Genomic DNA, 4,249 nt, shown 5'->3' with positions numbered 1-4,249 from the left:
TCACCGCGCCCGCTAAGTACGCCTGCGGCTTCCTTCTCGTGTCCAAATCGAAACCGCCTCGCGGAGCAAATCGAGCCTCACAATTAGACCTCCTCCGCGCGACGCGCTTCCGATCTTGGATAGCTACCACTCACCAACTTGGGTATTATGCTGGCCATCAACCTTCAGCGCAGGTTAGAGTGGCTTTCGAACTCTGCATTCACCTTATAGGGACAGGTCCCGATCCGGTTTGCTGTTGACCCTCCCTAACATAGAGAACGTACATGAGAGTCTGGCAGGCATAGCCGTCGATCTCTACGGGGCGCCATCGGGATTCCCGGAAGTCCTCCATGAGCTGGCGCAGGTCTTTATCTGCGCCCGGGTTGACACTGACGATCAATTCCACCTCTCTAAATTTTCCGGTCCGATCGAGGCCCCCGTAAATAGAAAGAGCGGAATGGTCCGCGCCCGGCCAGACAGGATCCGCACTGAGAAGAATCGGGCCGTGTTCAACTTCGATGAACCGCAAAGGGCGGAGGGTCTTTCCAGCATCGGACGATCCGCCTTCAAGTTCGAATTCGCCCGGATCAGCCTGACCTTCAGCAGCAATGGTGGCATCTGCCGTTAACAGGGTCCGCTCCCCAGCCGACACAACGATCCGAGTGAAAATAATCTTGTCTGCAAAGGTCACCCCGTTAGACCAAGAGGTCGTAAGGCCATATCGATCTTCCAGAAGCAGGATGCCGCGGGGACTGAAATAAAACGCGTCCGTGAATTCTCCCGAGGCTGCGTGTTCGCCACGTGCGATCCGCACCATCGAGGTACCCTCGTTGGAAAGATGATCGATGTGCCAGCCTTTTGCTATTGCGCTGTGCTGGCCTTCCCGCGAGACGAGATAACGTGGAACGGGATCGAGGAGGGGATCGAGAAGCATCATTAAGCGGCTGGGTTCATAGTTGGTCGAGGCCCACATCTTGCGGCCATGGTCGGACTCAACTTCAATGGCGTGATAGTCGGCAAAGGTCACCTCGCGCCGCCAGAGGTGAGAAGCGACCCATGTCTCTTCGTAGATTCCTTCGCCGGTAATAATCCTTGGCTCTTCACCTTTTCCCAGGTACTCCATGCCAGGAAACGCGTGGAACAAGACCTTCATGTGAAAGGAAGCCGCGCCGGGCATGCGGATATTCATTTCTTCGTTGGCGCGAGAGAACCACTCGATGGAAGTTTTGGGCTCGGGGATCGTGGCCTGCTGAGGAGCCGGAGCCTGCGGACAGAGGATCTGGCCCGAGGAAACCAAGAGTAGACAAAGCAGGAGTGTAAGCTTCATTGGAAGGGCCTCTCATCGCGGCGGACAGAAGGCGATTTGCCTCCTTCTGCCCGCCGTCTGAAACAGTTAATAGCAATATTCGGCGACGCACTGGTTAAGCTGCTGGGTGTATTGGTTGATGCAGCCCGAAATGCAGCTGGCCCCGTTGCTCGTCACGTCCCAACACGAGGTATTAGTCGCAGTCACGCAATTTGTGCCGCCACCCGGTTTCGGCTCACAATCCGAATAGGGGACTGAGAAGCAAACTTGGGTCGGCGTGCCGTCACCACCATTATTCGAACAGTCCCACGCGCACGTATTCATCCACTGTTGCAGTGCACCATAGCACTGCCCATACGCTGGGAAGTTGCATGTCAACTCACTGTTCGATGCACTGACCTTGCTTGGGAGGCCCAGCGCCACTCCGATGAGGAGCGCTACAAATAGCAACCTTGCGATGACTTTCATCTTGGTTTTCGTCCTTTATCTTTCACGGTTTTCTGGGTTGATCGCGCGCAAAGAGATCCGCTAACCTGGCGTGCTTGGCAGCACGACAGCTTGGAGTTCCTCTTGGCCTTTCTGATCGAGCCGACCCACCCAGGCATGGCTCACTTTTCCGGTTCCATCGACAAGCAAGATTGTCGGCGTACCGTGGACCCCAATGGAGTCGAGGCTTGAACTGACGACCTGGTTTGTTTCGATGTTGGCGTCCCGAAGAAACTTCTGTGCATCCGGTTGAGGTTGCGGCAGGACGGCGACGACATTCAACCGTCCTTGCGCTTTGTTGGTGAGTTGTTTGTAGAAAGGCAAGCTGTCTTTGCAGAAATGACAGGTTGTAGAGACCACAAGAACGAGGGTGTTGCGATCTGACGGAAAACTGACTCCGGACAACTTGACGACCGTTCCAGTGAGGTCTTGCGAGGGCGGTCGCGTCGTTCGGCTTAGTGAAAAGTCCCCACGAATGGCGAGACCGATGAAGACCACCGCGGCCACAATGATCGCGATGTTAGCGATTCTTTCAAGGTACTTCATTCCTCCTCCGACTTTGAGCACAAGAGCGCTCCTGCTGAGCGGAATGCGCGGAAACTCCCTCTCATGTCTCCTTTCTGTTTCGGCGGAACGGCTTCAACATGAAATCGCGTATGATGCGCGATCTGTTGATGGCACACTATGTCCATTTCTGGATCGGAAATCTGAGGGAATCAAACAAAGACTGCAAATCCGCCAATGGACATGTTGCCAGGGATCGGGTTGTGCCCTTGGGGTGTTATGTCGCAACTGGTAGAGCCCTTACCCGGGTCTGCAACGCGAGACGGACAAACATTAGATTACCTAAGGCAAACCTCTTCAGTGCTCACGGTCACCGTCGCACGTGACAAGGGATGGTGGGCCGGATTCGCAGCTCCGAGCGAATAACCGTCAACCCGTCAGTAACTGGGGCGTTACTGACGAGTTGCCGGGTGCCCCAGGTCGCTTTTGAGACCTGGGAAAGCACGAAAGCTCCAGTCGGGAAACACAAATCAATCTGATCCCGCGCCCCGAACGCCCCGTCAACGGGACCTCCACAAGACCGCCAAGCACTTCGTCAAGGCCCCGCCACTGATTATTTCGCCAATCTATTGATTCCATAGCGTAAAAGATTGGTCCCCGCCTTGCAGGTAATTTCCTTCTTCCGGCGCACAATGGAAAGCGATACCAAATTCTGCACTCTCCGGTCACTCCCGGAAAAACCAAAAGGACTCGCGATGGAGATCGAACAATTCAAAATCCGACAAAGAGTAGTCTCAGACGGCGAGCGCGAGCAGACTAGGCGGTTTTGCCGTTCACTCCAGCCCAATTGAACTTGATTGCTCCAAAATGTGCCCTACTCCTTACCTGAGAGATATCTGCGGCTAAGTTTTTTTGCTGCAAATATTTACAGCGACGCTCAATCCGCAAACCGAAGAAAACAGGATATTTACTTCCACAGACCGGGTGGGGGTACCGACTGTTCAACCCGCATATCGTGGAACGACACGGCCGACACTATCCGTTTTGGATCTTGGTCGCGCGATCATTCACAAATGTGACTGTCCACTTCTTGCCGTCTGCGTCGTAGGTGACGGTGCGATTTCCTTCAGTCTGAGGATTGTCGGTCTGGATTTTTTGGCCTAGCGCCAGTCGCGTCTGCAGTTCATTCATCCCCGGCTTCGCCTGGTGCGCATCCACGGCCGTCCACGCATCCTTGGGCCAGTCCGCGTAGATCGTGTGTGGATCGTCGTAGAAAAACAGCAGATCGCTGTAATACTGCTCACCGCTCCCATCCATCGCGCCCACTGGTGTCGCGTACTCCTGCTTTGCATCTCCGGGCAGCGTGAATACATACATCGCCTGCCGAGTGCCGTGACTGATGCCGTCGTCAACATCGGCCGGAACCGCAACTTTAATGGCTTTTTTCAGATCGAGCTTTTGCAACGGAGGAATCACGCCAACGCGCTTCTTGAAATCGACCTTCCCACCCGCGTAAGGAAAGTACGGCATGGTGTAGCCGTTCTTCATCCATACGCTTTTGCCTTCCTCGTCCTTTAAATCATCGAAGTGCGCGGGAAACTCCATCCTCACCACGGCTACATCATCCGCCGTCAGCTTCTGTTCCTGCGCCTGGTTCGCGACGCCCGGATTCTGGCGCTTCTTCCACACCGATAACACGTAGATACTCGCGATAACCAGCATGATCGCGGTCGGAATAATCACAATTTTCCAGGGCTTCATGCGTCCGTCCTCCTAGTCTTCGATGCAGATGAATCGTCTTCAGCCAGCCGCGGACGTTTCCACACTCTCAGTGCCTGGCTTTGGCCTCAGAGCGTCGGCGCTCAACTCATCGGTGCGTCGCAAACCCGGGAAGAGAGCCGCCCACGCGCCGGCGACGGCCAGCGATGCCAACCCGCCAAAGATGGTGGCTCGCACGGCGCCCCACCACTGCGC

At 55.3% G+C, this 4,249-nt stretch carries 3 protein-coding genes; all 3 read right to left on the bottom strand.

Annotated elements, in window-relative coordinates:
- Positions 1-199: 199 nt before the first annotated feature.
- The gene (locus WA354_RS17680; RefSeq protein ID WP_472814341.1) at positions 200-1,306 is read right to left on the bottom strand and encodes a hypothetical protein; all 1,107 of its coding nucleotides are present in this window, start codon (positions 1,304-1,306) and stop codon (positions 200-202) included.
- Between the two features lie 507 nt (positions 1,307-1,813).
- Complete coding sequence (locus WA354_RS17675) at positions 1,814-2,317, bottom strand: TlpA family protein disulfide reductase (protein WP_472814340.1); 504 nt, start codon at positions 2,315-2,317, stop codon at positions 1,814-1,816.
- 993 nt (positions 2,318-3,310) lie between these two features.
- Entirely contained in the window at positions 3,311-4,036 is a 726-nt protein-coding gene (locus tag WA354_RS17670; RefSeq protein ID WP_472814339.1) for a hypothetical protein, read from the bottom strand.
- Positions 4,037-4,249: the final 213 nt, after the last annotated feature.

This window comes from Occallatibacter sp. (assembly GCF_049802275.1).
Lineage (GTDB): Bacteria > Acidobacteriota > Terriglobia > Terriglobales > Acidobacteriaceae > Telmatobacter.
Note: the sequence above shows the minus strand (reverse complement) of the source record. Positions and strands in the feature narration are given on the sequence as shown.

Coding starts and splice junctions, on each gene's coding strand:
- WA354_RS17680 (WP_472814341.1), bottom strand. CDS start 1,306: ATGAAGCTTACACTCCTGCTTTGTCTACTCTTGGTTTCCTCGGGCCAG.
- WA354_RS17675 (WP_472814340.1), bottom strand. CDS start 2,317: ATGAAGTACCTTGAAAGAATCGCTAACATCGCGATCATTGTGGCCGCG.
- WA354_RS17670 (WP_472814339.1), bottom strand. CDS start 4,036: ATGAAGCCCTGGAAAATTGTGATTATTCCGACCGCGATCATGCTGGTT.